Below are 25795 nucleotides of genomic sequence, written 5' to 3' on the forward strand. Positions count from 1 at the left end.
TCAGCCCGCGCGCCGGTCGAGCCAATCCTCGATCCGCTGGCGAAGCCCCTCGGCGATGGTGTCGTCCTCGATCTCGAGCAGCGCCTCGGCGAGGAAGGCAAGGACCAGAAGATCCTGCGCCCGCGGCTCGGGCACCCCGCGCGAGCGGAGGTAGAACAGCGCCTCCTCGTCGATGGCGCCGGTGGTCGAGCCATGCGAACAGGCCACGTCATCGGCATAGATCTCGAGCTCGGGCTTGGCGAGGAACTGGCTGTCATCGTCCAAAAGCAGCGACTGGCTGATCTGGTAGCCATCCGTCTTCTGCGCGCCCTTCTTGACGAGGATCTTGCCCTGGAACACGCCCACCGCGCCGTTCTTGAGCACCTTCTTGAAGACCTGGCGACTTTCGCAATTCACCGCGTCATGGGTGATGAACACCGTATCGTCGTGGTGGAACGGATCCTCGCGGCCGTCGCCGATGGCCGCACCCGCGACATGGGCCTGCGCGTCGTTGCCGGTAAAGGCGATGACGTTCTCGTTGCGGGTAAGCGCGCCGTTCAGCGTCAGCGTGAAGGACTTGAACACCGACCTTGCGCCCAGCCGGGCAAAGCTATGCGTCGCCGCCTGCCGCAGATGGTTGCGGCCCTGGTCGCGCAGGTGATGGAACCGCCCGTCATCGGCGATATCGACCTCGAGCGCGGTGTTGAACCGCGCGCCCGCCGTGCCGGTCTCGAGCAGGGTAAGCTCGGCGCCCGGCTCGATCCGTACGACATGGTGCAGGATCGGGTCCGAAGTGTCGTCCTCGTGGCGATAGACGATCTCAACGGGGCGCGGCACACGGCCCGTGACGCGGATCAGCACGCCGTCCTGCGCGAATGCCGTGTTGAGCGCGGCAAGGGGGCGGTCGACCGGCGTCTGTCCCTGCGCCTCGAGCGCGCCGTAGATGTCGCGCGCCCAGTGCAGATCGGTTTTTTGCGCCTCGGCCAGGCGCACGATCTCGCAGCCCTCGACGGCCAGATCGTCCGATGCCCCGGCGTCGAAGACACCGTCACGGAACACGATCTTGAGCCGGTCGATTTCGTCATGCAGAACCGCCTCGTCCGACAGGTCCATCGGCGCAGCCGGGCGCGGCGCGGCGGCCGTCAGCCGGGCGGGATCGGTGAACCGCCAGTATTCGTCCCGGCGATGCGGCACGCCCTGCGCGCGCAGTCGCGCCAGCGCGTCCTGCCGCGCGGCCGCGGTCCAGCCAACGCCCTCGGGCAGGAACAGCCCTTCGAGCCGGGCCTCGGTCGCATCGTGTTTCACCTTGGGCAGGGCCATCATGCCGTCTCCGCGAGAATGTCGGCATAGCCGTTCTTCTCGACCTCGAGCGCGAGCTCGGGCCCGCCGGTCTTGACGATGCGGCCATCGGCCATGATATGCACGAAATCAGGTGCGATATGGTCCAGAAGCCGTTGATAATGCGTGATAACGAGGAATGCCCGATCAGGTGCGCGCAGCGCGTTCACGCCATCGGCCACCAGCTTCATCGCGTCGACATCAAGCCCGGAATCGGTCTCGTCCATGATGCAGAGCCGCGGCTCGAGCATGGCCATCTGGAGGATCTCGTTGCGCTTTTTCTCGCCGCCCGAAAAGCCCACATTGACCGGCCGCTTGAGCATGTCGGCGTCGATCTGCATCTCTTTCGCCTTGGCGCGGATCACCTTGAGGAACTCGGCCGATGACATCTCCTCCTGCCCGCGGGCCTTGCGCTGCGCGTTCACCGCGGTCCGCATGAAGGTCATGTTGCCCACGCCGGGGATCTCGACCGGGTACTGGAACGCAAGGAAGACACCCGCCGCCGCGCGCTCCTCGGGGTCCATGTCGAGGATGTTCTCGCCCTCGAGCGTGGCCGATCCGTCGGTCACGACATAGCCGTCGCGCCCCGACAGCACATAGCTGAGCGTCGACTTGCCCGACCCGTTCGGCCCCATGATCGCGTGCACCTTGCCCGCCTCGATGGTCAGGTCGACCCCCTTAAGGATCGCCTTGTCCTCTTCTTCAAGTTTGCAGTGCAGGTTCTTGATTTCCAGCATCTTTCCCTCTTTCCAATATCGGTGAAGTCAGTCCAGCGAAACGGCGGTGCCGCTGACCGAGACCATCATCATGGACCCGTCCTTGCCGATGACCTCGTAATCCAGATCGACGCCGACGACCGCATCGGCCCCGGCCTCTTTCGCGCGCGTCTCCATCTCGGCGATGGCGATGCGCCGCGCCTCGTTCAGGCTTTTCTCGTAGCTGCCCGACCGCCCCCCGATCACGTCGGTGATCCCCGCGAAGAAGTCGCGGAACAGGTTGGCGCCGAGGATCGCCTCGCCCACGACGATCCCGCGATAGGCGGTTATGCGGCGCCCCTCGACCGTCGGGGTGGTCGTGACGATCATGTCGGTCTTTGCCCAGATGCTCATTTCTTTCTCCGAAACATCATCCGGCCCGCGACCCAGCCCAGCGAGCCGCTGACCACGAGCACGATCAGCACCCGCGGAATGGGCGCCTGCAACCACCAGGCGAGGCTCGCGATCAGCCCCAGCGCGATGGCCACGCCGATGGTCAGCGTGACGTAGAATCGCGGGCGGCCGGGCGCGCGCAACGGGTCTAGCTCTCCCATCGCACGGCCCCCGCGTGGCTTTTGTCGTCGATGCGCGGCTGCATGATCAGCCCACCGAGCCTTCGAGCGAGATGGCGACGAGCTGCTGGGCTTCCATCGCGAACTCCATCGGCAACGCCTGGAGCACCTCGCGGCAGAACCCGTTGACGATCAGCGCGACGGCCTCTTCTTCGTCCATGCCGCGCTGCTGGCAGTAGAACATCTGGTCGTCATCCACCTTGGATGTCGTGGCCTCGTGCTCCACCCGGCTCGAGTTGTTCTTGACCTCGATATAGGGAACCGTGTGCGCGCCGCATTCGCCCCCGATCAGCAAGCTGTCGCACTGCGTGTAGTTGCGCGAATTGGTGGCCTTGGGATGCATCGACACGAGCCCGCGATAGGTGTTCTGCGCGTGCCCGGCGCTGATCCCCTTGGACACGATTCGCGAGCGCGTGTTCTTGCCCAGGTGGATCATCTTGGTGCCGGTATCGGCCTGCTGCCAGTTGTTCGTGATGGCGATGGAATAGAACTCGCCCTGGCTGTCATCGCCGCGCAGGATGCAGGACGGGTATTTCCACGTCAGCGCCGACCCGGTCTCGACCTGCGTCCACGACACCTTGGACCGCGCCCCGCGGCAATCGGCGCGCTTGGTGACGAAATTATAGATGCCGCCCTTGCCGTTCTCGTCGCCCGGATACCAGTTCTGGACGGTCGAGTATTTCACCTCGGCATCGTCGAGCGCCACGATCTCGACCACCGCCGCGTGAAGCTGATTGGTGTCGCGCATCGGCGCGGTGCAGCCCTCGAGATAGCTCACATAGGCGCTGTCGTCGCAGATGATGAGCGTCCGTTCGAACTGGCCGGTATTCTCGGCATTGATGCGGAAATAGGTCGACAGCTCCATCGGGCAGCGCACGCCCTTGGGCACATAGACGAACGATCCGTCGGAAAACACCGCACTGTTGAGCGTTGCGAAATAGTTGTCCTGCACCGGCACGACGCTGCCCAGGTACTTGCGCACAAGCTCGGGGTGGTCGCGGATCGCGTCCGAGATCGAGCAGAAGATGACGCCCGCGGCGGCCAGTTCCTTCTTGAAGGTCGTGCCCACGCTGACCGAGTCGAACACCGCGTCCACGGCCACCCGCCGCTCGCCCGTGGCGGGCTCGCCGTCGAGATCGCGCGCATCGGCGGGCGCGGCATCGGCGCCCTCGACCCCGGCGAGGATCAACTGCTCCTTCAGCGGGATGCCGAGCTTGGCATAGGTCTCGAGCAGCTTGGGGTCGACATCGTCCAGCGACTTCGGCTTTTCCTTCATCGAGGCCGGCTTGGCGTAGTAATACTGCTCCTGGTAGTCGACCGGCGCATATTTCAGCATCGACCAGTCGGGCTCGTCGAGCTTTTGCCAGCGGCGGAAGGCCTCGAGCCGCCATTCGAGCATCCACTCGGGCTCTTCGTTGCGCTCGGAAATCAGCCGGACGATATCCTCGTTCAGCCCTTTCGGCGCGAAATCCATCTCGATCTCGGTGTTCCAGCCATGCTTGTAGGTGCCAAGCGCGGCGACGGCATCCACCGTTTCCTTTTCGACGCCGTCCTTCACCTTGTCCTGAAGCGCGATCTGATCGGTCATGTCGGTCTCCTTCGCTCAGGCGGCACGCGCCCGATATCTGTTGAAATGCTGTAGCCACGCTTCGGCGAAGCGGTCCACATCGTCATCCGTCGTCGTCGGGCCCATCGAGACGCGCAATGCCGAACCCGCCGCCGCCGCGTCGAGCCCCATCGCCGCCAGCACGCCCGAGCCGCGCAGCTTGCCGCTGGAACAGGCCGATCCGGCCGATACCGCGACCCCCGCGAGGTCCATCTGCATCACCTGCGTCTCGCCCTTCCAGCCGGGCGTCACGAAAAGGCTCGTATTGGGAAGCCGGGGCACATCCTTGCCCAGGCAGATAGTCACGGGCGCCTCGACTGCCAACCGCCGCTCCAGCCGGTCGCGGCGCTGCGCCACACCGTCCCAGAGCCCGTTCGCCAGATCGCGCGCCGCCGCCGCCGCCGCCGCGCCGAAGCCCGCGATGGCGGCTACGTTCTCGGTCCCCGCGCGGCGGCCCATCTCCTGCCCGCCGCCGCGGATGCGCGCCGCGATATCGAGGCCGCGCCGGATCAGCAGCGCGCCGACGCCTTTCGGGCCGCCGATCTTGTGGGCCGAGACAAAGGCCATCTCGACCCCCGACCAGTCGAAGGCAAAGGGTATCTTGCCGAACGCCTGCGTGGCGTCGCAGACGGCCAGTCCCTCGGGCAGGCGCTGCACGACGCCCGTTTCTGAATTGGCGGCCTGCAACGCGGTGCGCGCCGGGTCCGCGACCGTGACGGCGCCCTGCGCGTCCACGCCCAGCACAGGCGCGCACCACGCAAGGACCGCGTCATGTTCGACCTGCGCACAAGCCAGGTCGCGCCCCGCGCAGGCCAGGGCCGCCGCCTCGGTCGCGCCCGAGACGAACACGACATCGGACCCGCTTGCGCCCGCGGCCTCGGCCACCTGCGCGCGGGCCCGTTCGACCGCCGCACGCGCGCGCCGTCCCTCGTCATGGATCGAGGACGGGTTGCCCGCGAGATCCAGCGCGGCGATCATCGCCTCGCGCGCCTCGGGACGCAGGGGCGCGCTGGCGTTCCAGTCGAGATAGGCGCGCTCAGGCTTCATCGACGACCTCGAACAGAGACGGGACCGCCGGGCATGGCGCCAGCCCGTTGCCGACGACATCCGACAGGCGCGTCTGGTGCAGGAAGACATAGACATGCGCCGACAGACCCTCCCATAGGCGGTTGTTCAGCGATTGCGCCTTGGTGCCCGACAGGCCGCCCGAGGCCCCGGCGCCCGCCTGCAACGCGTTCACCGTCTCGTCGACCGCCGCCAGCACCTCGATCACCCGGATTTCCGAGGCAGGCCGCGCAAGGCGATAACCGCCGCCCGGCCCGCGCACCGACGAGACGAGCTCGGCGCGGCGCAGCTTGACGAAGAGCTGTTCGAGATAGGGCAGCGAAACCGACTGCCGCCGGCTGAGATCGGTCAGCGACACCAGCGTGCCCGGTGCCTGAAGCGCCAGGTCGCTCAGAGCGATCATGGCGTATCGTCCCTTTGTGCTCAGCTTCATCGCGTCGCTCCGCCCGGCACGGAAACCGTGCTTTCAGTTGACCTTGGCCCGCCCGTTGCCTACCTGCGATCGGCGGTCGTCCCGGTTATCGGGCACGATTTAGAATTGTTCTAAGGTACCCGACCATTGACGTCAACAATGGCCGGACCCCCCAATCTGGAGCCGACCATGCCCGAGGTGATTTTTCCCGGCCCCGAGGGGCGCCTCGAAGGGCGCTACCACGCCCAGAAGAAACACGATGCGCCCATCGCGATCGTGCTTCACCCGCACCCGCAATTCGGCGGGACGATGAACAACCGGGTGGTCTACAACCTGCATTACGCCTTCCACGAGATGGGTTTCACCGTCCTGCGCTTCAACTTCCGGGGCGTCGGCCGCAGCCAGGGCGAATACGACCAGGGAATCGGAGAGCTTTCGGACGCCGCATCGGCGCTCGACTATCTACAGGCGCTCAATCCCAACGCCAAGCATTGCTGGGTCGCCGGATTCTCGTTCGGGGCGTGGATCGGGATGCAGCTTCTGATGCGCCGCCCCGAGGTCACGGGCTTCATCTCGGTCTCGCCGCCCGCGAACATGTACGATTTCTCGTTCCTCGCGCCCTGCCCCAGCTCGGGCCTCATCATCAACGGCAGCGCCGACCGCGTGGCCCCGCCCAAGGACACCCAGGCCCTCGTCGCCAAGCTGCACGAGCAAAAGGGCATCACGATCACCCATCAGGAGGTCGAGGGATCGGGCCACTTCTTCGAAGATCCGCACATGGAGCCCATGATCGGCTCGGTGCAGGACTACGTCCGCCGCCGACTGACCGAGAACACGCGCTGACGGGCGCCGCCCGCGGGGCGCGCGGGACACTCTCGCGCCCCGCGCCTCCGGCGCTCATTTCTTGGCGATGATCCAGACCGCGTGCACGATGCCGGGGATGTAGCCCAGGATCGTGAGCAGGATGTTCAGCCAGAAATGCTTGCCCAGACCGACCTGCAGAAAGACGCCGAGCGGCGGCAGGATGATGGCGATGATGATGCGGATGATGTCCATGGCGGATTCCTTTCGGTGTTGCCGGTAGGGACGCGCCAGCGCGCGGATCGTTCCACCGCGCGGCTCGGTATCCCGTTGCATACCCTTTTCACGCGACCGCGCTTCGGCTATGTGCGGGGCTGAAACGGCACCTGCACAACCGAAGGACGCGCCCATGTCGAAGATCAAGGTCGAGAACCCCGTCGTCGAGCTCGACGGCGACGAGATGACCCGCATCATCTGGGATTTCATCAAGCAGAAACTGATCCTGCCCTATCTGGATATCGACCTGCTCTACTACGACCTCGGCATCGAGGAGCGGGACCGCACCGACGACCAGATCACCGTCGACGCCGCCGAAAAGATCAAGGAGATCGGCGTCGGCGTGAAATGCGCCACCATCACCCCCGACGAGGGCCGCGTCGAGGAATTCGGCCTGAAAAAGATGTGGCGCAGCCCCAACGGCACGATCCGCAACATCCTGGGCGGCGTTGTCTTTCGCGAGCCGATCATCTGCTCGAACGTGCCGCGCCTCGTGCCCGGCTGGACCCAGCCCATCATCATCGGCCGCCACGCCTATGGCGACCAGTACCGCGCCACCGACATGAAATTCCCCGGCCCCGGCACGCTGTCGATGAAATTCGTCGGCGAGGACGGCACCGTGATGGAGGAAGAGGTATTCAAGGCGCCGTCCTCGGGCGTCTACATGGGGATGTACAACCTCGACGACAGCATCCGCGACTTTGCCCGCGCCTCGTTCAACTATGGCCTCAAGCGCGGCTACCCGGTCTATCTGTCGACCAAGAACACGATCCTCAAGAACTATGACGGCCAGTTCATGATCCTGTTCCAGAAGGTCTTCGACGAGGAGTTCAAGGACGCCTTCGCCGAGGCCGGCCTGACCTACGAGCACCGGCTGATCGACGACATGGTGGCCTCGGCGATGAAATGGTCGGGCGGCTATGTCTGGGCCTGCAAGAACTACGACGGCGACGTGCAGTCCGATACCGTCGCGCAGGGCTTCGGCTCGCTCGGGCTGATGACCTCGGTGCTGATGACGCCCGATGGCAAGGTGGTCGAATCCGAGGCCGCGCATGGCACCGTGACCCGCCATTACCGCCAGCATCAGAAGGGCGAAAAGACCTCTACCAACTCGATCGCGTCGATCTTTGCCTGGACCGGGGGGCTGCGCCACCGCGCCAAGCTCGACGACAACGCGCGCCTGTTGCAATTCGCCGAAACGCTGGAAAAGGTCGTCGTCGACTCGGTCGAGGCCGGGCACATGACCAAGGATCTCGCGCTGCTCGTCGGCCCCGACCAGGGCTGGCTGACGACCGAAGGGTTCCTCGAGAAGATCGACGAGAATCTCGACCGCGCCCTCGGCGCCTGACCCGGCGCGGCGGCGGGGGCCGCGGCTTTGGCCCCCGCCCCCGCCGCCATGCGCCGACCAAACCCCTTGCGCCCGCCGCACCCGCGGGTCAGGACGGGGCCATGGTCTATCTCTACCTCATCCTCGCCGTGCTACTCGAAACCGTGGGCACATCGGCGTTGCAGGCGTCGCAGCAATTCACCCGGCCCCTGCCCTCGGTGGTCGTCGTGCTGGCCTATGCGGGCGCGTTCTACCTGCTGTCGCTGACGCTGGTGTCGCTGCCCGTGGGCGTCGTCTATGCGCTCTGGTCGGGTATGGGAATCCTGTTCATCGCGGTGATCGGCTGGACCGTCTTCGGCCAGAGGCTCGACATGGCGGCCGTCATGGGCATGGGGCTGATCGTGGCCGGGATCGCCGTCATCCAGCTTTTTTCCGACACCACGCCCCATTGACGCGGGGTTTCGGAGCGCGCGGGCCTCGCCCTGCGCGCGGCCTCCGCTAGATGCCCTTGCCATGGAAGACCTGATCCTTTCGACCTGGGCGCGATTGCCCGAACCCATGCGTGCCGAGCTGTCGAGCTATGTCACCGGCTTCTGGCGGGTGCTGCCGCAGCTCGTCTTTGCGACGCTGTTCTTTCTGCTCACGGTCGCGGTCATCCGCGTCGTGCAATGGATCGTGCCAAAGGTGCTGCGCCGCGCGCGGATGCGGCGCGCGCTGGTCGATGTCGTGGTCATGCTGCTGACCGTCGGGCTGTGGCTGATGGGATCCCTGCTGACGCTGACCATCGCCGTGCCGTCCATCACGCCGGGCCGCGCGCTCACCGCGCTTGGCGTGGGCGGCGTGGCCATCGGCTTTGCCTTCAAGGACGTGTTCGAGAACTTCCTCGCCGGGATCCTGCTGTTGATCCGCGAGCCGTTCTCTAAGAGCGATTTCATCGAATGCCAGGGCATCGACGGCCGGGTCGAGGAGATCACGATCCGTGATACCCATATCCGACAGACCGACGGCCAGCTTGTCGTGGCGCCAAACGCGATGTTCTTCAAGAACGCCGTGACGGTGCGGACCTCGACCGATCTGCGGCGCACGACGATCATCTGCGGCGTGGCCTATGGCGAGGATGTCGATGCCGCGCGCGAGGTCATCGAACGCGCGGTCAAGGACGTCGATTCGGTGCGCGACGACGTCAAGGACGTGCAGATCTTTGCCAAGGAATTCGCCGACAGCGCGATCAATTTCGAGGTGACATGGTGGACCGGGTCGCGCCCCGTCGATATCCGCGCGAGCCGCGACAAGGTCGTCGCCGCGGTCAAGCGCGCGCTGGACGAGGCCGGGATCGAGATCCCCTTCCCCTATCGCACGCTGACCTTCGCCGAGGCCCTGCCGCTGACGCGCAAGGACGCGCCCCCGGACGACGACACCGCGTCGTCACGGGACTGAGCGCGGATCGTGACGGCGATTGCGCTTTCCCTTGGGCCCGGCCCGCGTTAAGGGCCGCGCGACCCCACGAGACGGATGCACATGGATCTTCGCAATATCGCCATCATCGCGCATGTCGACCACGGCAAGACGACGCTGGTTGACGAACTACTGAAACAGTCGGGCGCCTTCCGCGAGAACCAGCAGGTGGCCGAGCGGATGATGGACTCCAACGACCTCGAACGCGAGCGCGGAATCACCATCCTCGCCAAGAATACCTCGGTCGAGTGGAAAGGCGCGCGGATCAATATCGTCGACACGCCCGGCCACGCCGATTTCGGCGGCGAGGTCGAGCGGATCCTGTCCATGGTCGATGGCGTGGTGCTGCTGGTTGACGCCGCCGAAGGACCGATGCCGCAAACCAAGTTCGTCACCTCAAAAGCGCTGGCGCTGGGGCTGCGGCCCATCGTCGTCCTGAACAAGGTGGACAAGCCCGATGCCGAGCCCGATCGCGCGCTCGACGAGGTGTTCGACCTGTTCGCCAATCTCGACGCCGACGAGGATCAGCTCGACTTTCCGCATCTCTATGCCTCGGGCCGGTCTGGCTGGGCCGACAGCGATCTCGACGGGCCGCGCAAGGATCTCTCGGCCCTGTTCGAGCTGGTGCTGCGCCATGTGCCGCCGCCGCGGCAGCAATCGCGCATCGACGAGGATTTCAGCATGCTGGCCACGACGCTGGGTGCCGATCCCTTTGTCGGCCGGTTGCTGACGGGCCGTGTCGAGTCGGGCAAGCTCAAGGTGGGCGCGACGGTGCAGGCGCTCAGCCGCTCGAACCAGAAGATCGAGCAGTTCCGCGTCACGCGCATCCAGGCGTTCCGCGGTCTCGGCCAGTCCGACATCGAAGAGGCCCGCGCGGGCGATATCGTGTCACTGGCCGGCATGTCCAAGGCGACGGTGGCCGACACGATCTGTGCCTTGGCCGTCGACACCGCCCTGCCCGCCCAGCCCATCGACCCGCCCACGATCAGCGTGACCTTCGGGATCAACGACAGCCCCCTTGCCGGGCGCGACGGCAAGAAGGTGCAAAGCCGGGTGATCCGCGACCGACTGATGAAGGAAGCCGAGCAGAACGTGGCCATCCGCGTCACCGATACGCCCAGCGGCGATGCCTTCGAGGTCGCCGGCCGCGGCGAGCTTCAGATGGGCGTGTTGATCGAGAACATGCGCCGCGAGGGGTTCGAGCTGTCGATCTCGCGCCCGCAGGTTCTCATGCGCGAGATCGACGGACAGCGGATGGAGCCGATCGAGGAAGCGACGATCGACGTCGATGACGAGTATTCCGGCACCGTGATCGAAAAGATTACCGGCGCCCGTAAGGGCGAGCTGGTCGAGATGCGCCCCGCGGGCGCCGGCAAGACCCGCATCGTGGCTCATGTGCCGTCGCGCGGGCTTATCGGCTATCACGGCGAGTTCCTGACCGACACGCGCGGCACGGGCGTCCTGAACCGCGTCTTTCACGGCTGGGCCCCGCACAAGGGGCCGATCCCCGGCCGGCGGCAGGGTGTGCTCATCTCGATGGAGAACGGACAATCGGTGGCCTATGCGCTCTTCAACCTCGAGGATCGGGGCAAGATGTTCATCGGCGCGCAGGAAGACATCTATACCGGCATGGTCATCGGCGAGCACAGCCGCGACAACGATCTCGAGGTGAACCCGCTCAAGGGCAAGAAACTGACCAACGTGCGCGCAAGCGGCACGGACGAGGCTGTGCGCCTCACCACGCCCGTCAAGCTGAGCCTCGAGGAAGCCATCGCCTATATCAACGACGACGAGCTGGTCGAGGTCACGCCCAACGCGATCCGCATCCGCAAGCGCCACCTCGACCCGCATGAGCGCAAGCGCGCGTCGCGCGCGGGCTGAGCCCAAGGTGCGCCATGGTGAAAACGACAAAGGGGGCCGCGCGGCCCCCTTTTTCCGTTCATCGCCGACAGGCTGAGGGTCCGAACGGATCGACCCTGCGGCAGCCGTTAATCGGGAATCTCGACCAGGACCAGTTCACGCTCCGCCGCGCCCTTTGCGTGGGACAAGGCAGCCTGGTAGGCGTCCGAGCGGTAACATGCCTCGGCCGCCTCCATGCTGGGGAAACGCGCGACCACGTTGCGCGGCCGCTCCGGCCCCTCGAGCTGGAGATAGGCGCCGCCCCGCGCGACGAAGACGCCGCCATGGGCCGCGATCGCCTCGGTCGCGCCGGCGGCATAGCGGGCATAGGCTTCGGCATCGTTCACCTTGACATGGGCGATCCACAAGGCGGGCATGTCACAATCCCTCCAGGTGGGTTTCGACCGCGGCGATGGCCGCATCGGCCTTTTCGGCGGATTTGGCACCGCCCTGCGCCATCGCGGGCCGGCCACCGCCGCCCTTGCCGCCAAGCGCCTCGACCGCGACGCGCACGAGATCGACCGCCGATAGCCGCCCGGTCAGATCGTCGGTAACGCCCGCCGCGACCGCCGCCTTGTCGCCCGCATCCGCGATCAGGACCACCGCGCCCGACCCGATCTGCGCCTTTTGCGCGTCGATGAGCGGCGGCAGATCCTTGCCCGACACGCCGTCGACCCGTTGGGCGACCAGCTTGATGCCGCCGACCTCGCGCAGGACCGGGGCCGCGCCGTTGCCCGCCATCGCGCGGTCGCGGCGCAGATCGGCCAGTTCGGCCTGAAGCTGTCGCCGTTCGTCCATCATCGCCCGCAGCCGCGCCGGCAGGTCGGCCAGCGGCGCCTTGATCGCCGCCGCCGCCTCGTTGGCAAGCCGCGCCTGCTCGGCCAGATGGTCGAGCGCCGCCTGCCCGGTCAACGCCTCCACGCGCCGCACCCCCGCCGAAGAGGCCGAGTCGCCCGTCAGCACGCAAAGCCCGATCTCGCCCGTGCGCGCGACATGGGTGCCGCCGCAAAGCTCGATCGACCATGTCCGCCCGTCGGTGCCGCGGCCCGTCGGCGCCTCGCCCATGGACACGACCCGGACCTCGTCGCCGTATTTCTCGCCGAACAGCGCCTGTGCGCCCAGGGCGCGCGCATCGTCCGGCGTCATCAGCCGCGTCGACACCGCGCTGTCCTGCCGGATGAAGCTGTTGATCCGCCGCTCGATCTCGCCCATCTCCTCGGCGGTCAGCGCCTGGCGATGGCTGAAATCGAACCTCAGCCGGTCCGGCGCATTCAGCGATCCGCGCTGCGCGACATGATCGCCGAGCACTTCGCGCAGGGCCTCGTTCAGCAGATGCGTGGCGGAATGGTTGGCCCGGATCTTTTGGCGACGCTCGCCATCGACGGCGAGGCGGCCGGTCGCCCCCTCGGTCAGGACACCCGATTTCACCGTGCCGAAATGCACGAAGACCCCGGCGATCTTTTTCGTATCGGTGATCTCGACCGTTGCATCCCCGGTGGCCAGACTGCCGGTATCGCCCACCTGCCCGCCCGCCTCGGCGTAGAACGGCGTCTGGTTCACCGCGATCTGCACCGACGCGCCGCTTTCCGCGCGCGCCACCCGGTCCGCGCCCACGACGATGGCCAGCACGCTCGCCTCGGCCTCGAGCGTGTCGTAGCCGAGGAACTCGGTGATACCATGCGCCTCGGCCACGTCGTACCAGATCGCGGCATCGGCCGTCTCGCCCGAGCCGACCCAGGCCGCGCGCGCCTTGGCCTTTTGCGCGGCCATCGCGCTGTCGAAACTCTCGGTGTTCACGCCGCGGCCCTTCTCGCGCAGCGCATCCTGCGTCAGGTCCAGCGGAAACCCGTAGGTGTCATACAGCTTGAACGCGGTCTCACCCGGAAGATCGGTGCCATCGGGCAGGCGCGCGACCTCGTCATCGAGCAGCCGCAGACCCCGGTCCAGCGTCTGGCGAAAGCGCGTTTCCTCGGATTCCAGCGTTTCCTCGATCATCGGGCGCGCATAACCGAGTTCGGGATAGGCATCGCCCATCTGCCGCACCAATTCGCCCACGAGACGGTGCATCACCGGACGCTCCGCCCCCAGCAGATGCGCGTGTCGCATCGCCCGCCGCATGATCCGCCGCAGCACATATCCGCGCCCCTCGTTTGAGGGCAGAACCCCGTCGGCGATCAGGAAGGAACAGGACCGCAGGTGATCGGCGATGACGCGGTGATGCACGTTACCGGGCCCGTCGGGCTCGGTCCCCGTCGCCGCGGCCGAGGCCTCGATCAGCGCGCGGAAAAGGTCGGTGTCGTAATTGTCGTGCTTGCCCTGAAGCAACGCGCCGATCCGCTCCAGACCCATCCCGGTGTCGATGGATTTCGCCGCCAGTTCCTTCCGGGTTCCGTCGGCGAACTGCTCGTACTGCATGAAGACGAGGTTCCAGATCTCGATGAACCGGTCGCCATCCTCATCGGGGCTCCCCGGAGGGCCACCCGCGATGCCGGGGCCGTGGTCGTAAAAGATCTCGGTGCAGGGCCCGCAAGGCCCCGTCGGGCCGGCCGACCAGAAATTGTCGTCGGTCGCGATGCGGATGATCCGGTCGTCGCCAAGGCCCGCGACCCGTTTCCAGATCTCCACCGCCTCGTCGTCGGTGTGGTAGACCGTGACCAGAAGCCGGTCGGGGTCGATCCCGAACTCGCGCGTGAGCAAGGTCCAGGCCAGCGCGATCGCATCGTCCTTGAAATAATCCCCGAACGAGAAATTTCCCAGCATCTCGAAAAACGTATGGTGCCGCGCGGTATAGCCGACATTGTCGAGATCGTTATGCTTGCCGCCCGCGCGGACGCATTTCTGGGCCGTGACCGCCCGCGTGTAGTCGCGTGTCTCGATGCCGGTAAAGAGGTTCTTGAATTGAACCATCCCGGCGGCGGTGAACATAAGCGTCGGATCGTTGCGCGGCACCAGCGACGAACTCGGCACCTCGGCGTGACCGTTCCCGGCGAAGTAATCGAGAAACGTACGGCGGATTTCATTCAGGCTGGGCATCGCGAAGATCGATCCTCTGGAGGCAGACCTGCCCCGATCTAGCCGCCCGCAAGTTCGGCGTAAAGCGGCCCGCGTCCCGCGATCCGCATGTGCTGCACGCCGGGGCTGAGGGGACGGGTCGGCGACCCGCCCGCCCTGTTGCGCCAGCGCCTATTCCTCGACCACCGAATCCTCTTCGGAACCCGCGAAATCGAGACCGTGGCTCGCGCGGATCTTGTCCTCGATCTCGAGCGCGATGGCGGGGTTGGCCTTGAGGAAGGTCTTTGCGTTCTCGCGACCCTGGCCGATCCGCTCGTCGCCATAGCTGAACCACGACCCGGACTTGTCGACCACGCCCGCCTTGACACCGAGATCCAGAAGCTCGCCAGTCTTGGAGATCCCCTCGCCATACATGATGTCGAACTCGACCTGCTTGAACGGCGGCGATACCTTGTTCTTGACGACCTTGACGCGGGTCTGGTTGCCCACCACCTCGTCGCGATCCTTGATCGAGCCGATGCGCCGGATATCGAGCCGCACCGAGGAGTAGAATTTCAGCGCATTGCCGCCCGTCGTCGTTTCCGGGCTGCCGAACATCACGCCGATCTTCATGCGGATCTGGTTGATGAAGATCACCGTGCAACCCGACCGGTGGATCGACCCGGTGAGCTTGCGCATGGCCTGGCTCATGAGGCGGGCATGAACCCCGACGGAGCTGTCACCCATATCGCCTTCGAGTTCACTTTTCGGCGTCAGCGCCGCGACGGAGTCGACGACGACCATGCTCACCGCGCCCGAACGCACCAGCGTATCGGTGATCTCGAGCGCCTGCTCCCCGGTATCGGGCTGCGAGATCAGCAACTCCTCGAGGCTGACGCCGAGCTTGCGGGCATATTGCGGATCGAGCGCGTGTTCCGCATCGACAAAGGCGCAAACCCCGCCCTTCTTCTGCTCTTCGGCGACGCAATGCAGCGTCAGCGTCGTCTTGCCCGACGATTCCGGGCCGTAGATCTCGACGATCCGGCCCTTGGGGATGCCACCGATGCCAAGCGCGATGTCGAGCCCGAGCGATCCGGTCGAGGTCGATTCGATATCGGGAACGGGGGTGTCGCCCCCGAGCTTCATGATCGATCCCTTGCCGAACTGACGTTCGATCTGGGCCAGGGCAGAATCGAGTGCCTTCTGCTTGTCCGCGCTTCGCTTGTCAGCCATGTCCAGAATGCTCGCAGATTTCATGTTCGCCATCCTTATTTCACGTCGCCGGGTGCGCGACAACGAGTGCTTTTGTTCTTGCCTTGTTCTCGTATATGGGGAAACCCGCGAACATTGCAAACCCTCATCCAGCATGAGGCAAATGCCTGAACGAAAGGTTAGTTTGCGGGCACGGCCACGGCATCCTCGAGCTCGGCGAGCGAAAACGGTTTGGGCAGGAATTTCGACGCGGGAAAGGCGCGGCGCTGTTCGTCCAGCGTTTCCTCGGCATAACCCGAGATGAAGATCACGCGTGTGTCGGGGCGCGCGCTCAGCGCTTCTCCGACCCATGACGGCCCGTCGCGGCCGGGCATGATGATGTCGCTGAGGAATACGTCGACGCGAAGCTCTGGATCCTGCAGGATCGCAAGCGCCTGTTCGGCATCCGCGGCCTCGATCACCTGGTGGCCCCGCATCCTGAGCGCCCGCGATATGAAGGCGCGCACCGGATCCTCGTCCTCGACCAGCAAAACGACGTCGCCACCGGGCGTGATGGGGGGGGTCGGGGGCGTCTCGTTCTCTTTTGGGGTGGTTTGCACGGGGTCGGGCCGGTCGGCGGCGGGCAGGTATATGGTGAACGTCGTGCCGCGCCCGATCGTGCTGTCGACGAAGACATAGCCGCCGGTCTGTTTCACAATGCCGTAGACCGTGGAAAGGCCGAGGCCGGTGCCTTCGCCCGCGCGTTTCGTGGTAAAGAACGGCTCAAAGATCTTCTCGCGGACATCCTGGGCGATGCCGGTACCCTCGTCGGACACCGAGATGACGCAATAGCTCCCCGCGAGGATTGTGGCCCTTTCCCGCGTCAAGGGCGCGTCGAGGTCGAGCGCCTCGGTACGGATCGAGATCTTGCCGCCATCGGGCATCGCGTCGCGGGCATTGACGACGAGATTGACGATCACCTGCTCAAGCTGGCGCGGATCGGCCCGGATCGCCCGCGTCATGTTCGAGTGTTCCACCGAAAGCGTTACCCGTTCGCCGACCAACCGATTGAGAAGGTGGGTCAGATCCGACAGGACGGATGGCAGTTCCAGAACCTCGGGATCGAGCGATTGCTTGCGCGAAAAAGCCAGCAATTGGCGCACGAGGCCGGCCGCCCGGCCCGCGTTCTGGTTGATCTGCACCAGATCCGCGAAATCGGGGTCGCCCGCATCGTGGCGCATGAGCAATAGGTCGCAATGCCCGCTGATCGCCGTCAGCAGATTGTTGAAATCATGCGCGATACCGCCCGCGAGCTGACCGATGGCCTGCATTTTCTGGCTTTGGACGAACTGCGCCTCGAGCGTCTTCATGTCGGTCGCATCCTGGCAAACCGCGATGAGGCGGTCAGTGCGGCCAGCGACCTTGGACAAGGTGGTCTTGACGAAAAGATCGGGCTTGGCGCGGGCCGCGCGGCCGATTTCGGGCTTGTCGAGCGCCGTTCCGGCGAATGCCGCGCCGATCCAGTCCGAAACGGGGCGTCCGAGTCCGTCGAACACCTCGCCCAAGCGGGGATCTTCGCCGTCCTGTAGGTTGAAAAGACGCCGTGCCTGGACGTTCGACGCCAGTATCCGGCCGTCGCGGCCGAGCTCGAGCATGGCCACCGGGATGTGCTCGATATCTGGCAGGACATGCGGGGCCTCGATCGGGGTCGCCACGACCTCGCGCCGGCCCGGCGCCGGCAGGTCCGTGACCGCGACCGAGACGAGCTGCGGGCGCCCGGGCAGCAGCATCTCGACCGTAGCGTTGTCATGCAGATCCGGGGCGCCATCACGGAGATCGACGGCAAAAATATCCTCGAGCAGGGCGCCGCGCAGATCGGGCTGGCCCGCCGCCTCGAGCGCGGCGCGCAGGTTGTGCCCCACCCAGGTAACGCGGTCGCAATCGTCGATATGGAACCGCAGCACGTTGCGAGGCTCGGCCATCAGGCGGCGATCCTCGAGCCGTTCGACCTCCCACAACAGGGATCCGCCGGCCATGCGGCGCACCCGAAGGCGCAAAAGCCCCGTGGGCAGGGTGAACCGGTCCTCGGCCAGGCCCTCGACCGCCGCGAGCCGCGCCAAGCGCGCAACATCGCCCACGGGGTCGGCGCTATGGGGTGACAACGCCGCCTCGGGGGATGCGGTTTTGCTCCGTTTCCAAAAAGGGTTCCCCGCACCGTCCGTGACGAAAACCGACCCGCCGGTCGCGACGGAAAGCGCGCGGGCCTGCGCGATATCGGACCTCTTTCGCATGGCGGGAAACAAACGCAAAACCGCTATAAAGGCGCAGAATGCGGCGAGTGTCGCAGCGACGGCAAAGGCCGAGCCGGCAATGCGCGGCACGACGACCCCAAGGCCGATGGCTGCAAGCGCGATGGCCCCGAGCCCGATCAATCGCGGGCGCGATACCTGCACACGCCGAATATCACCCGTTCCCGCGTCGGACACGCATCCCTCCCTCGGGGCTAAATCGTCATGTCACCTTGCCCCGAGGATCTTAACAACCGGTAAATGCTCAGGGAGAGAGCTGAAGAATTGCGATGTAGAAACCGTCGCCCCCATCGAGCGGCGTAAACCGATGCGCGTCGATCAACCGAAATTCCGGGTGGCTTTCAAGAAACGCAGCGACCCGGTCGCCATTCTCGGCGTCGAAGATGGAGCAGGTCGCATAGGCGAGATATCCACCGGGCGCGACATAACAAGCGGATGCGGATAGAACTTCATCTTGTCTCTTAAGTAATGCCTCCAAACCGCTATCATTCATGGAAATCTTTCCATGGGGCTGGCGGCGCCATGCTCCGCTGCCCGAGCACGGCGCATCGGCAAGCACGAGGTCGTACCCACACGGATCCGGTGTGTTAACTACCTTGACCCCTGCACCGGCACGCGTGGCGCGTGTGAGCAGATCCTTCATCCGGTCGCGAAACTTGTCATGCGCATGCAGCCTCGCCGGCCGATGCGCGGCCAGCGCAAGCGTCTTGCCCCCTCCACCGGCACAGAAATCCAGCACCCGCAAGCCAGTCACCGGCGGTAGACGGTCGATCACGGCCTGGCTCGCGGCGTCCTGGATCTCGATCAAGCCTTGGTGAAACGCATGGGACCCGGGGATCGCACGCGTGCGGTCGATCACCTCGATGGCGGTCGGCGACAGGGGATGGGCGCGAGCCGTTATCCCCTCTGCCGCCAATTGCTCGATGGCCGCATCCCGGTTCGTTTTCAGCGGGTTGGCCCGCAGAAACACCGGCGCGCGGTCGCGCATCGCGCGCGCTACCGGCTCGGCCTCGGGCCCGAGGCTCCGGTCGAGTTCGGGCCAGAGCCATTCGGGCCAGTCGAGCGCCTCACGCCCCTCGGGCCGTCGCCCGCCGGCCTGTTCGACGTCAGTCAGCGGACCGGGGCCGTAGGGATCAACATCAAAGACGCCCTCCAAACCCCCGATTTCGCGCAAATATCCGATCATGCGCGCACGCCCCGTGGTGCCGCCACCGCGGATCGCCACCGACCACCAGCGCCGCAGGATATCGAAGACAAGATCGCGCACCGCCGCGCGGTCCCTGGATCCGGCATATCGCGCGCCGCGGGCCCAGTTGGTCAGGACCTTCTCGGCCGGCGTTCCCCCTTCTATGGCGTCGAGGCACAGGATCGCCGCTTGCGCACGGGCCCCGGGCGTCATCGCATCCTCCCGCCTGCACTCGGCGTCGGCATGGCCTCAGCCCATCCGGTAGTTCGGGCTCTCGCGCACGATCTGCACGTCGTGGACATGGCTTTCACGCAGGCCGGCATTGGTGATGCGCACGAACTCGGCCTTGCTGCGCATCTCTTCGACTGTGGCGCAGCCGGTATAGCCCATGGCCGCGCGCAGCCCGCCGACGAGCTGGTGGATCACCGCGCTGGCCGCGCCCTTGTAAGGCACCTGCCCCTCGATGCCTTCGGGAACGAGCTTGTCGCTGGCCGCGTCCTTCTGGAAATAGCGGTCGGCCGAGCCGCGCGCCATTGCGCCGAGGCTGCCCATGCCGCGGTAGGCCTTGAAGCTACGGCCCTGGTAGAGGATCACGTCGCCCGGACTTTCGTCGGTGCCCGCCAGCATCGAGCCCACCATCGCCGAGGATGCCCCGGCGGCGATCGCCTTGGCAAAATCGCCCGAGAACTTGATCCCGCCATCGGCGATCACGGGCACGTCCCCCGCGCCTTGGGCCGCGTCGATGATCGCGGTGAGCTGCGGCACGCCCACCCCTGCCACCATGCGCGTCGTGCAGATGGATCCGGGGCCGATGCCGACCTTGACCGCATCCGCGCCCGCGTCGATCAGGGCGCGCGTTGCCTCGGCGGTGGCGATGTTGCCCGCGATGATCTGCACGTCGTTCGACAATGCCCGCAGCCGGGCGACGGCGTGGCCGACGGCCTCGGAATGGCCATGCGCGGTGTCGATCACGACGATATCGCAGCCCGCATCGACCATGGCGGCCGAGCGTTCGAACCCCGCATCGCCCACGGTGCTGGCCGCCGCCACGCGCAGCCGGCCCAGATCGTCCTTGCAGGCCGCGGGGTTCAGAACCGCCTGTTCGGTATCCTTGAGCGTCAGCAGCCCGGTGAGCTTGCCCTCGGCATCGGTAACGAGCAGTTTCTCGATGCGCCGCGCCTTCATCAGGCGCTTGGCCGCGTCGAGATCGGCGGGTTCGTGCAGGATGGCCAGATCGTCCGAGGTCATCATCGCGCTGACGGGCGTGCTGTCGTCATCGGCAAAGCGCATGTCGCGGTTCGTGACGATGCCCACGACGCGGCCCGAGGCGTCCACGACCGGGAAACCGGTGACGCGGTACCGCTCCTGCAGCTCCTTGGCATCGGCAAGCGTCTGGCCGGGGCGCAGGGTAATGGGGTTGTAGACCACGCCGCTTTCGAACCGTTTGACGCGGCGGACCTCATCCGCCTGCGCGTCGATGTCGAGATTGCGGTGCACGACCCCGATGCCGCCCGCCTGCGCCATGGCGATGGCCATGCGCGCCTCGGTCACGGTGTCCATGGCCGAGCTGAGCAACGGGATGTTCATCGTGATGTCGCGTGTCACGCGGGTGCGCGTATCGGCCGTGTTTGGCAGCACGTTCGATGCGGCCGGAACCAGCAGGACATCGTCGAAAGTCAGCGCCTCGCGAATCTCCATCGGGGGGTCCTCGGATGGTGTCGTTTGGCACGTCCCTATTCCATGGGCAGCGCGGGAAGGAAAGCCCCCCGCGCCCCGCGTTGAACGGCGGCGCGACGCGGCAGCACGAGCCCCACGGCCGGGTCGTGAACAAGGCGCGCCCTGGCGCCGCGCTTGAACCGCGTGAGCCCCGGCAGCCGCGCCGGATCGACAAGCCCCAGATCGAGCATCGTCGTGCCCCGCGCGGCCGCGTCGTTCATCGCATGCCACAAGAGCAGGTTGTGCGCGTTGCGGGCGCGCCCTGCCCGTCCGCTCCACCCGAGGTGATAGGTCATGCCGCGCCCGTGGCGCAGAAAACTCATGCCCGCGACGGGATGCGCGCCGCGGCGGGCGATCCAGCTCTCCACCGCATCGGGAGCGGCCAGGCGGAACGCGGCGAGCCATTCGGGCGGCAGGGCGCGGTAGCCGCGCGCGCGGCGCTGTTCGGCCTCGCCCTGACGCAACCATGCGGGGCAGCCCGCCACACGCTCCACCGCCAGGTCCGAACGTTCCGCACGGCGCAGCGCGTTGCGCCATTTGCCGCCAAGCCCTGCCCGCAAATCCCCGTGCAGCCCGACGATCGCCCGCATCCGTGGCGCGGATAGCGGAACGGTGGCGCCGGGCGACAGGATGGCGACAAGCCCCGGCAGGGCCGCACCTGTCGCGGCCGCAGCCTCGTGCCCCAATTCGCCGCCGTGCCGCGGAAACACCCCCCGCGGCAGCCAGAGCACGCGCAGCGGGCCGATACGCCGTACCACCCCCTGCGCGATGCCCACGGGATCGGACGGGGGGCCGAGGCGGGCGCGCACGATCCGCGCGCCCAGCCGTTGCGCCGTGGCGCCATAGGCCCAATGCTGTTCGAGCGGGGCATCGCCCGCCCATTCCGTCCAGCTATCGCAATCGCACTCGTCGAACGTGATCCTCATGCGGTCGAACCTGCGCCCACCGCATGAAGATTTCGCTAATCGCGGTACAAAAGCGACGTGCCGTCGCGGAACACATGCACCTTGTCGGGCTCGGCGGTCAGGCGCACGGTCGATCCCCGCAGCCCGGAATGGGTGCCCTGCAACTTGGCGATCACGGCCGCGTCACCTTTTTCCTTGTCGTCGAGAGACGCCTCACCCGTCTCGAAATAAAGCAGCGTCACCTCGCCCAGGGCCTCGACGATATCCACCTTGCCCTCGAAGATATATCCGTCCGGCCCGGCCTCGGCGAAATCCTCGGGGCGGACGCCAACCTTGACCCGCGCGCCCTTGTCGCTGTCGCGGCTGGGGTAATGCGACAGCGCCGTTCCGCCGCCCTCGAGCTTGACGCGGGTATGTTCGCCGGTCTCGACGATCTCGCCGGGAAATAGGTTCATCGCGGGCGAGCCGATGAACTGTGCCACGAACTCGTTCTGCGGCCGTTCGTAGAGATCCAGGGGCGAGCCGACCTGGCTGATCCCGCCCCCCGCCAACACGACGATCCGCGTGGCCAGCGTCATCGCCTCGACCTGGTCGTGGGTGACGTAGATCATGGTCGAGTCGGGCATCTGTTCCTTGAGCTGCGCGATCTCGATCCGGGTGGCCACGCGCAGCGCGGCATCGAGGTTCGAGAGCGGCTCGTCGAAGAGATACACCTTGGGGTCGCGCACGATCGAGCGGCCGATGGCCACCCGCTGCCGCTGACCGCCCGACAGCGCCTTGGGAAGGCGGTCGAGATAGGGCTCGAGCTGGAGGATGCGCGCGGCCTTGCTCACGGCCTCGTCGATCTCTTCCTTGGATTTCTTGGCGATCTTGAGCGCGAAGGCCATGTTGTCGCGCACCGTCATATGCGGATAAAGCGCGTAGCTCTGGAACACCATGGCGATGCCGCGCTGCGCGGGGGGGACGTTGTTGACCACCCTGCCGTCGATCTCGAGCGTGCCGCCCGTGATCTTTTCCAGCCCCGCGATCATCCGCAGGAGCGTCGATTTCCCGCAGCCCGAGGGGCCGACGAAAACGATCAGCTCGCCCTTCTTGATGTCGAGATTGATATCGCTCAGGACCTTGACGCTGCCATAGGCCTTGGCCACGTCCGTCAGCTTGAGATCAGCCATGTCTCCGCTCCCTCAATGTGCTGCCGTCGTCGCAAAGGCGCCATGGCGCGGCGGCAGGTGAATTTCGCAGCCTTCGGGCACCGGCTCGAAGGGGGCATCGTCGCGGATCGTCCAGTCGCCCTCGGGCAGGGCCACCTTGCACGGCGCCTCTGCGAGGTTGAAGGCCACGAACACGCGGGTCTCTCCATCGTCGCGGATAAAGGAAAGCACTTCGTCATCGGCCTGCACAACCGTGAAATCGCCCTTGGACAGGACCGGCAGGGTTTTGCGGAAGGCGATGAAGGCCCGGTAGAAGTTCAGAACCGAGCCCGCGTCGCGATCCTGGAGCGACACGGCCTGCTCCACATGCTCGATCGCGACCGGCAACCACGGCCGCCCGTCCGAGAAGCCGCCGTTATGCTCGGTCGTCCAGGGCATGGGCGTGCGGCAGCCGTCGCGCCCGCGGAACTTGGGCCAGAACCGTTTGCCGTAGGGATCCTGAAGCTCGTCGAACGGCACGTAGGCCTCGCCCAAGCCGAGTTCCTCGCCCTGGTAGAGGCAGACCGTGCCCCGCAGCGTCATCAGGATCGCCGCGTAGAGCCGGATCTGCGCGTCGTCGAGCCCCCACCGCGTCGGATATCGCACCGTGTCATGGTTGGAGAACGCCCAGCAGGCCCAGCCTTCGGTCACGACGCGGCCGAACCGTTCGAGCACCTTGCCGATCCGCGACCCCGACGGGAACACCCCCGAGAGGAAATCGAAATCATAGGCCATGTGCAGCCGACCGTTCGAGGTATAGTCGCGCTGCGTTTCCATCCCGCGCTGGCTTTCGCCGATCTCGCCGACGCTGGTGATGTCGGGATATTCGTCCATCACCTCGCGCAGGCGTTGCAGAAAGGCGAGGTTGGCGGGCCGCGTCTTGTCGTAGAGATGATCCTGGAAATTGTAGGGGTTCACCGACGGGGCGGTGTTGTCGTTGCGGTATTCGACGGGCAGCGCGGGGTTGTCGCGCAGATCGGCGTCGTGGAAGTAGAAGTTCACGACATCGAGGCGGAACCCGTCCACCCCCTTGTCGAGCCAGAACCGCGCCACGTCGAGCAACTCGTCCTGCACCTCGGGGCAGTGGAAATTCAGGTCCGGCTGCTCGGTCAGGAAATTGTGCAGGTAATACTGCATCCGCTCGGAATCCCACTCCCAGGCGGGGCCGCCGAAGATCGAGAGCCAGTTGTTCGGGGGCGTGCCATCGGGGCGCGGGTCGGCCCAGACATACCAATCCGACTTGGGATTGTCGCGCGAGGAGCGGCTTTCCTTGAACCAGTCATGCTCGGACGAGGTGTGGTTGAACACGAGGTCGATGAGCACCCGGATGCCCAGCCGATGCGCCTGGTGGACCAGCGCCTCGAAATCGCCCATCGACCCGAACATCGGATCGACGTCGCGAAACGACGAGATATCATAGCCGAAATCGCGCATCGGCGAACGGAAGAACGGCGAGATCCAGATCGCGTCGACCCCCAGCCGGCGCAGGTAGCCCAGCCGGTGGATGATGCCCGACAGGTCTCCGATCCCGTCATCGTTGCTGTCCTGGAACGAGCGCGGATAGACCTGATAGATCACCGCGCCGCGCCACCAGTCGGGGTCGCGCTTCAGCGCCGACCTGGGCGCGTCCGACGAAGCTTCGAGAAACGACATATGTGGGTGTTGATCCCTTACTTGACCGAACCCGCGAGCAGGCCGCGCACGAGGAACCGCTGCATCGCGAAGAACACCACCAGCGGCACCGCGATCGACACGAAGGCGGCGGTCGCGAGGATGCCCCAATCCCCCCCGCGCGAGCCCAGCAGGTCGTCGGCGATCTTGACCGTCATGACCTTGCTGGCATCGTCGGAGGGCAGGAACACCTTGGCCACCAGCAGGTCGTTCCACGTCCACAGGAACTGGAAGATCGAGAATGCCGCCAGCGCCGGAAAGCTCAGCGGCAGGATGATCCGCAGGAACAGCTCGAAATCGGTGGCCCCGTCGACCTTGGCGCTTTCGATGATGTCGCGTGGCAGGCCGACCATGTAGTTTCGCAAGAGATACACGGCGAGCGGCATCCCGAAGGCCGTATGCGCGAACCAGATGCCGAGGAAACTCTGCCCCACGCCGATGGCGTTATGCAGGTTCAGCATCGGCACCAGCGCAAGCTGCAAGGGCACGACCAGCAGGCCCACGACGATGGCGATCAAGAGCCCGCGCCCCGGAAAATCCATCCAGGCCAGCGCATAGGCCGCGAAGGCCGCGATGAGGATGGGGATGATCGTCGCCGGGATCGTCACCGTCAGTGTATTGATGAAGGCGCGGTCCATGTTGTCGGCGGTCAGGACGTTGCGGTAATTGTCCAGCGTAAAGGCCGGGGGGCTGGCGGCCGCGAAATACACGCGCTGGCCGCGGCTGCCCGGCTCCTCCGGCGTTCGGTATTCGTAGCTGCCATCGGGGTTGATGACGAGCGTCTCGCCATCGCCCAGATCGGCGACGGTCCCGGCCTCGAACTCCGAAGGATCGACGCCGCGCGTCCCGAAGGCCACGATCTCGCCGCCGCCATTGGGAAAGAAACTCCCCGCCTCCGGGTCGTCATAGATATTGCCGGTGACGACGAACAGGTCGCCCTCGGGCGTGGCCTCGGTCGCGGTACGGCCGCGTGCCGTGATCTCGACGGCGAAGGGGGCCTCCCACCAGCCCGAGGCCGAGATCTGGTCGCGTTCCCGAAAGGAGGACACGAACAGTCCGATGGTCGGGATCAACCACAGCAGCACCAGCACCACGACCGAGATGTTGGTGGCCCAGGATAGCGACGATTTGTGTCCGGCCATACCGTCCAT

The 25795-nt window shown here is 66.1% G+C and carries 23 protein-coding genes; 5 read left to right on the plus strand and 18 right to left on the minus strand.

Annotation, left to right across the window (positions count from 1 at the left end):
* The 7 genes from E2L08_RS03275 to iscR are packed head-to-tail and all read right to left on the minus strand — an operon-like array spanning position 1 to position 5748.
* Positions 1–1299, minus strand: coding sequence for a SufB/SufD family protein (locus tag E2L08_RS03275; RefSeq protein ID WP_133395699.1), 1299 nt, complete (start codon positions 1297–1299; stop codon positions 1–3).
* Positions 1299–2054 (minus strand): Fe-S cluster assembly ATPase SufC, encoded by a 756-nt coding sequence (gene sufC / locus E2L08_RS03280; RefSeq protein ID WP_133395629.1) that lies wholly within the window; start codon positions 2052–2054, stop codon positions 1299–1301. Before sufC ends, E2L08_RS03275 begins: the two co-directional genes overlap by 1 nt.
* A gap of 27 nt (positions 2055–2081) precedes the next feature.
* Positions 2082–2402 (minus strand): heavy metal-binding domain-containing protein, encoded by a 321-nt coding sequence (locus E2L08_RS03285; RefSeq protein ID WP_133395700.1) that lies wholly within the window; start codon positions 2400–2402, stop codon positions 2082–2084.
* A gap of 20 nt (positions 2403–2422) precedes the next feature.
* Positions 2423–2626 (minus strand): hypothetical protein, encoded by a 204-nt coding sequence (locus E2L08_RS03290; protein ID WP_133395630.1) that lies wholly within the window; start codon positions 2624–2626, stop codon positions 2423–2425.
* Positions 2627–2672: 46 nt separating this feature from the next.
* The gene (gene sufB / locus E2L08_RS03295) at positions 2673–4232 is read right to left on the minus strand and encodes a Fe-S cluster assembly protein SufB (protein WP_133395631.1); all 1560 of its coding nucleotides are present in this window, start codon (positions 4230–4232) and stop codon (positions 2673–2675) included.
* A gap of 15 nt (positions 4233–4247) precedes the next feature.
* A complete protein-coding gene (locus E2L08_RS03300) occupies positions 4248–5297 on the minus strand; it encodes a cysteine desulfurase family protein (RefSeq protein ID WP_133395632.1) in 1050 nt (349 codons plus the stop codon).
* A complete protein-coding gene (iscR, locus tag E2L08_RS03305; protein WP_133395633.1) occupies positions 5287–5748 on the minus strand; it encodes a Fe-S cluster assembly transcriptional regulator IscR in 462 nt (153 codons plus the stop codon). The genes E2L08_RS03300 and iscR overlap by 11 nt, the downstream gene beginning before the upstream one ends.
* A 168-nt stretch (positions 5749–5916) precedes the next feature.
* On the opposite strand from iscR, the gene E2L08_RS03310 reads away from it, so the two are divergent.
* Complete coding sequence (locus tag E2L08_RS03310) at positions 5917–6570, plus strand: alpha/beta hydrolase (RefSeq protein ID WP_133395701.1); 654 nt, start codon at positions 5917–5919, stop codon at positions 6568–6570.
* Positions 6571–6624: 54 nt separating this feature from the next.
* On the opposite strand, the gene E2L08_RS03315 is transcribed toward E2L08_RS03310, so the two are convergent.
* Complete coding sequence (locus tag E2L08_RS03315; protein ID WP_133395634.1) at positions 6625–6783, minus strand: YqaE/Pmp3 family membrane protein; 159 nt, start codon at positions 6781–6783, stop codon at positions 6625–6627.
* 154 nt (positions 6784–6937) lie between these two features.
* Here E2L08_RS03315 and E2L08_RS03320 point away from each other — a divergent pair, with 154 nt between their 5' ends.
* From E2L08_RS03320 to typA, 4 genes are all read left to right on the plus strand, one after another.
* Complete coding sequence (locus tag E2L08_RS03320) at positions 6938–8152, plus strand: NADP-dependent isocitrate dehydrogenase (RefSeq protein WP_133395635.1); 1215 nt, start codon at positions 6938–6940, stop codon at positions 8150–8152.
* Positions 8153–8253: 101 nt separating this feature from the next.
* Complete coding sequence (locus E2L08_RS03325; RefSeq protein ID WP_133395636.1) at positions 8254–8583, plus strand: DMT family transporter; 330 nt, start codon at positions 8254–8256, stop codon at positions 8581–8583.
* Positions 8584–8644: 61 nt separating this feature from the next.
* Positions 8645–9568 (plus strand): mechanosensitive ion channel family protein, encoded by a 924-nt coding sequence (locus E2L08_RS03330; protein ID WP_370450572.1) that lies wholly within the window; start codon positions 8645–8647, stop codon positions 9566–9568.
* 81 nt (positions 9569–9649) lie between these two features.
* Positions 9650–11467: a translational GTPase TypA gene (gene typA / locus E2L08_RS03335; RefSeq protein WP_133395637.1), complete on the plus strand. Its 1818-nt coding sequence runs from the start codon at positions 9650–9652 to the stop codon at positions 11465–11467.
* Between the two features lie 107 nt (positions 11468–11574).
* Here typA and E2L08_RS03340 read toward each other — a convergent pair whose 3' ends face one another.
* From E2L08_RS03340 to E2L08_RS03385, 10 genes are all read right to left on the minus strand, one after another.
* Positions 11575–11862 (minus strand): DUF1330 domain-containing protein, encoded by a 288-nt coding sequence (locus tag E2L08_RS03340; protein WP_133395638.1) that lies wholly within the window; start codon positions 11860–11862, stop codon positions 11575–11577.
* 1 nt (position 11863) lies between these two features.
* Positions 11864–14518: an alanine--tRNA ligase gene (alaS, locus tag E2L08_RS03345; RefSeq protein ID WP_133395639.1), complete on the minus strand. Its 2655-nt coding sequence runs from the start codon at positions 14516–14518 to the stop codon at positions 11864–11866.
* Between the two features lie 150 nt (positions 14519–14668).
* The gene (gene recA / locus E2L08_RS03350; RefSeq protein WP_133395640.1) at positions 14669–15733 is read right to left on the minus strand and encodes a recombinase RecA; all 1065 of its coding nucleotides are present in this window, start codon (positions 15731–15733) and stop codon (positions 14669–14671) included.
* A gap of 134 nt (positions 15734–15867) precedes the next feature.
* Positions 15868–17829 (minus strand): hybrid sensor histidine kinase/response regulator, encoded by a 1962-nt coding sequence (locus E2L08_RS03355; RefSeq protein WP_240758026.1) that lies wholly within the window; start codon positions 17827–17829, stop codon positions 15868–15870.
* Between the two features lie 391 nt (positions 17830–18220).
* Complete coding sequence (locus E2L08_RS03360; RefSeq protein ID WP_133395642.1) at positions 18221–19375, minus strand: RsmB/NOP family class I SAM-dependent RNA methyltransferase; 1155 nt, start codon at positions 19373–19375, stop codon at positions 18221–18223.
* 36 nt (positions 19376–19411) lie between these two features.
* Complete coding sequence (gene guaB, locus E2L08_RS03365) at positions 19412–20860, minus strand: IMP dehydrogenase (protein ID WP_133395643.1); 1449 nt, start codon at positions 20858–20860, stop codon at positions 19412–19414.
* Positions 20861–20895: 35 nt separating this feature from the next.
* The gene (locus tag E2L08_RS03370; protein ID WP_133395644.1) at positions 20896–21804 is read right to left on the minus strand and encodes a GNAT family N-acetyltransferase; all 909 of its coding nucleotides are present in this window, start codon (positions 21802–21804) and stop codon (positions 20896–20898) included.
* A gap of 35 nt (positions 21805–21839) precedes the next feature.
* Entirely contained in the window at positions 21840–22955 is a 1116-nt protein-coding gene (locus E2L08_RS03375) for an ABC transporter ATP-binding protein (protein WP_133395645.1), read from the minus strand.
* Positions 22956–22967: 12 nt separating this feature from the next.
* Positions 22968–24626: an alpha-glucosidase family protein gene (locus tag E2L08_RS03380; RefSeq protein ID WP_133395646.1), complete on the minus strand. Its 1659-nt coding sequence runs from the start codon at positions 24624–24626 to the stop codon at positions 22968–22970.
* 17 nt (positions 24627–24643) lie between these two features.
* Entirely contained in the window at positions 24644–25795 is a 1152-nt protein-coding gene (locus E2L08_RS03385) for a carbohydrate ABC transporter permease (RefSeq protein ID WP_133395647.1), read from the minus strand.

Origin of the sequence: Palleronia sediminis (genome assembly GCF_004358695.1) — a bacterium.
GTDB lineage: Bacteria > Pseudomonadota > Alphaproteobacteria > Rhodobacterales > Rhodobacteraceae > Palleronia > Palleronia sediminis.

What these genes read in the sequence shown, in the direction of transcription:
- E2L08_RS03275 (WP_133395699.1), bottom strand. Translation starts at nt 1,299, where the DNA reads ATGGCCCTGCCCAAGGTGAAACACGATGCGACCGAGGCCCGGCTCGAA.
- sufC (WP_133395629.1), bottom strand. Translation starts at nt 2,054, where the DNA reads ATGCTGGAAATCAAGAACCTGCACTGCAAACTTGAAGAAGAGGACAAG.
- E2L08_RS03285 (WP_133395700.1), bottom strand. Translation starts at nt 2,402, where the DNA reads ATGATCGTCACGACCACCCCGACGGTCGAGGGGCGCCGCATAACCGCC.
- E2L08_RS03290 (WP_133395630.1), bottom strand. Translation starts at nt 2,626, where the DNA reads ATGGGAGAGCTAGACCCGTTGCGCGCGCCCGGCCGCCCGCGATTCTAC.
- sufB (WP_133395631.1), bottom strand. Translation starts at nt 4,232, where the DNA reads ATGACCGATCAGATCGCGCTTCAGGACAAGGTGAAGGACGGCGTCGAA.
- E2L08_RS03300 (WP_133395632.1), bottom strand. Translation starts at nt 5,297, where the DNA reads ATGAAGCCTGAGCGCGCCTATCTCGACTGGAACGCCAGCGCGCCCCTG.
- iscR (WP_133395633.1), bottom strand. Translation starts at nt 5,748, where the DNA reads ATGAAGCTGAGCACAAAGGGACGATACGCCATGATCGCTCTGAGCGAC.
- E2L08_RS03310 (WP_133395701.1), top strand. Translation starts at nt 5,917, where the DNA reads ATGCCCGAGGTGATTTTTCCCGGCCCCGAGGGGCGCCTCGAAGGGCGC.
- E2L08_RS03315 (WP_133395634.1), bottom strand. Translation starts at nt 6,783, where the DNA reads ATGGACATCATCCGCATCATCATCGCCATCATCCTGCCGCCGCTCGGC.
- E2L08_RS03320 (WP_133395635.1), top strand. Translation starts at nt 6,938, where the DNA reads ATGTCGAAGATCAAGGTCGAGAACCCCGTCGTCGAGCTCGACGGCGAC.
- E2L08_RS03325 (WP_133395636.1), top strand. Translation starts at nt 8,254, where the DNA reads ATGGTCTATCTCTACCTCATCCTCGCCGTGCTACTCGAAACCGTGGGC.
- E2L08_RS03330 (WP_370450572.1), top strand. Translation starts at nt 8,645, where the DNA reads ATGGAAGACCTGATCCTTTCGACCTGGGCGCGATTGCCCGAACCCATG.
- typA (WP_133395637.1), top strand. Translation starts at nt 9,650, where the DNA reads ATGGATCTTCGCAATATCGCCATCATCGCGCATGTCGACCACGGCAAG.
- E2L08_RS03340 (WP_133395638.1), bottom strand. Translation starts at nt 11,862, where the DNA reads ATGCCCGCCTTGTGGATCGCCCATGTCAAGGTGAACGATGCCGAAGCC.
- alaS (WP_133395639.1), bottom strand. Translation starts at nt 14,518, where the DNA reads ATGCCCAGCCTGAATGAAATCCGCCGTACGTTTCTCGATTACTTCGCC.
- recA (WP_133395640.1), bottom strand. Translation starts at nt 15,733, where the DNA reads ATGAAATCTGCGAGCATTCTGGACATGGCTGACAAGCGAAGCGCGGAC.
- E2L08_RS03360 (WP_133395642.1), bottom strand. Translation starts at nt 19,375, where the DNA reads ATGACGCCCGGGGCCCGTGCGCAAGCGGCGATCCTGTGCCTCGACGCC.
- guaB (WP_133395643.1), bottom strand. Translation starts at nt 20,860, where the DNA reads ATGGAGATTCGCGAGGCGCTGACTTTCGACGATGTCCTGCTGGTTCCG.
- E2L08_RS03370 (WP_133395644.1), bottom strand. Translation starts at nt 21,804, where the DNA reads ATGAGGATCACGTTCGACGAGTGCGATTGCGATAGCTGGACGGAATGG.
- E2L08_RS03375 (WP_133395645.1), bottom strand. Translation starts at nt 22,955, where the DNA reads ATGGCTGATCTCAAGCTGACGGACGTGGCCAAGGCCTATGGCAGCGTC.
- E2L08_RS03380 (WP_133395646.1), bottom strand. Translation starts at nt 24,626, where the DNA reads ATGTCGTTTCTCGAAGCTTCGTCGGACGCGCCCAGGTCGGCGCTGAAG.
- E2L08_RS03385 (WP_133395647.1), bottom strand. Translation starts at nt 25,795, where the DNA reads ATGGACGGTATGGCCGGACACAAATCGTCGCTATCCTGGGCCACCAAC.